The sequence below is a fragment of the Paenibacillus sinensis genome, assembly GCF_019904155.1.
Classification (GTDB): domain Bacteria; phylum Bacillota; class Bacilli; order Paenibacillales; family Paenibacillaceae; genus Paenibacillus_AQ; species Paenibacillus_AQ sinensis.
The window spans coordinates 1-1,752 of sequence record NZ_JAHCMB010000185.1; the positions used below are offsets into that span (position 1 = coordinate 1).

Sequence of the window (1,752 nt, forward strand, 5' to 3'; positions counted from 1 at the left end):
TTCTGTGAGGCCATATGTGATGAAGGCACCCAGCATCATATACGAAATCGTAATATTCTGGTTTGGGTATGAGATCAAAAGCAGATTTGCACTCAAAATTCACACTTACTTTACTCTGTTCCGCCCTTTCTTTAGCCCAGCGGATAGCCTCTTCCGATAAGTCCACCGCATCCACTTTGAATCCTTTTTGTGCAGAATATATAGCATTTCTTCCGGGGCCGCACCCGATTTCCAACATATTGCCCCGCGGAATAAATCCATTCTCATAATAGCTTTTAAGATTTTCATCGGGATGATTAACAAAAAAAGGAATATCCTTCGACCTGTCACTATAGAATCCATTCCAAAATGGCGCCGGTTCTCTCAACAAGGAATCTAACATATCCATCAAGTCTTTAGTATCAGTNTCATTCAGCAATACGAAACCTTTCTCAACCAAGCTTAACATATCTTCTCTCGCTTGAATGGTCCATGAATGCACCAGCTTCAAGTTATTTCTTTGCTCCCAAATATGGTTTAAATAAATCAAGATTGCTTGATTCAGTTCATTATTCTCAATCTTCTGTCGAATTTCATGCTGAAAGTTATGTTCTGGAGATTCCCACGAGAGTTTATCAGCTATAAACAAGACTTTATCAAGTTGCGATGCATGGGACTTCAACGTAGTATGGCATTCGATCGCATTTAAGATATTGGGATTCGAAATGTCAAAGACTTGCTCCGCCATGGCCCGCGACAGTTTTTGGTGAATAATTCTAGGGTACTTGAGCTCCTCCTCTTCGACCTTTACAGAAAGCGCTTTGGCTATGTCTACCATCCTATTTACAGGGATAATATTACTGACATCATGAAGCAAGGCGGCTTGTTCAGCTTCCTCCGGTTCAACTCCAAATTGATTAGAAATTCGTATTGCTTCCTCAGCAACCTTCAGTACATGCTTCAGTGTTTCTTCATCTTGATGGTAGTGAAAAATGGCAGCAATATCTTCCTTCAAGTTCCCAGTGATTTCAACCTGAACAAATGGCTTCAAAATCTGGTTCATAACAAACCGCCTTTGCGTTTATTTAGATGATGACTGTAGCACTTATGTATTACACCAAATAATAGTAAATTTAGCTGTTAGGTTTAGTACGAAAGGAAGAAGACAATGGAATTCTATAGATTTGATAAAGAGACTGGCAAGAGAATTTCAAAATTCAATTCCGACTTTAATTCGACAGCGTGGAAATGAATTCCTTAAGTTTAACTTATATAGAGAACGATAGTTAAAAGGCCTCAGTCCAATGGGTTTCAGGACTAAGGCCGTTCTAATTGATTGTTATTGGCGATCTTCGATCCTTTATGTCCAACTCACAATTTGATCCATATTGCTTCTTGTTTTGGCTCGTTTGGGCTCTTCATTCCGATATCCAAAAGCGACCATCACGGATGCCTTCAAATTTCCTTCCTCTAACAAACCTTCTTCTTCTAAGATATGGTCTACTGCTGCATAGTCAAACCCTTCAATTGGACAAGAATCGATTCCAGCTAAAGCAGCGGCTGTCATCATATTTCCCATAGCAATATAGGTTTGCTTGGCAGACCATTCATACATTAAACGTTCATCTTTCAACAAACCACGCACTTCCTGAACCTCTTTTAATGCATCAGAGATATAAGTAACAACCTCTTGGGGCATTTGTTGTACATTTTTCATTTGATCAATCACATATTCGGAATCATACCTTACATTTGTCCGGGCAAGAATGATCA

At 39.3% G+C, this 1,752-nt stretch carries 2 protein-coding genes; both read right to left on the reverse strand.

Going from position 1 to position 1,752, the window contains the following annotated elements; all coding sequences use genetic code 11:
- Positions 1-1,042: bis(5'-nucleosyl)-tetraphosphatase (symmetrical) YqeK (gene yqeK / locus KIH86_RS30010; protein ID WP_322098667.1), on the reverse strand; the 1,042-nt coding region annotated here is incomplete at its 3' end.
- A 297-nt stretch (positions 1,043-1,339) separates the two neighbouring features.
- Positions 1,340-1,752, reverse strand: a 413-nt coding sequence (locus tag KIH86_RS20795) for a nitroreductase family protein (protein WP_223110650.1), incomplete at its 5' end; no start/stop codon positions are given.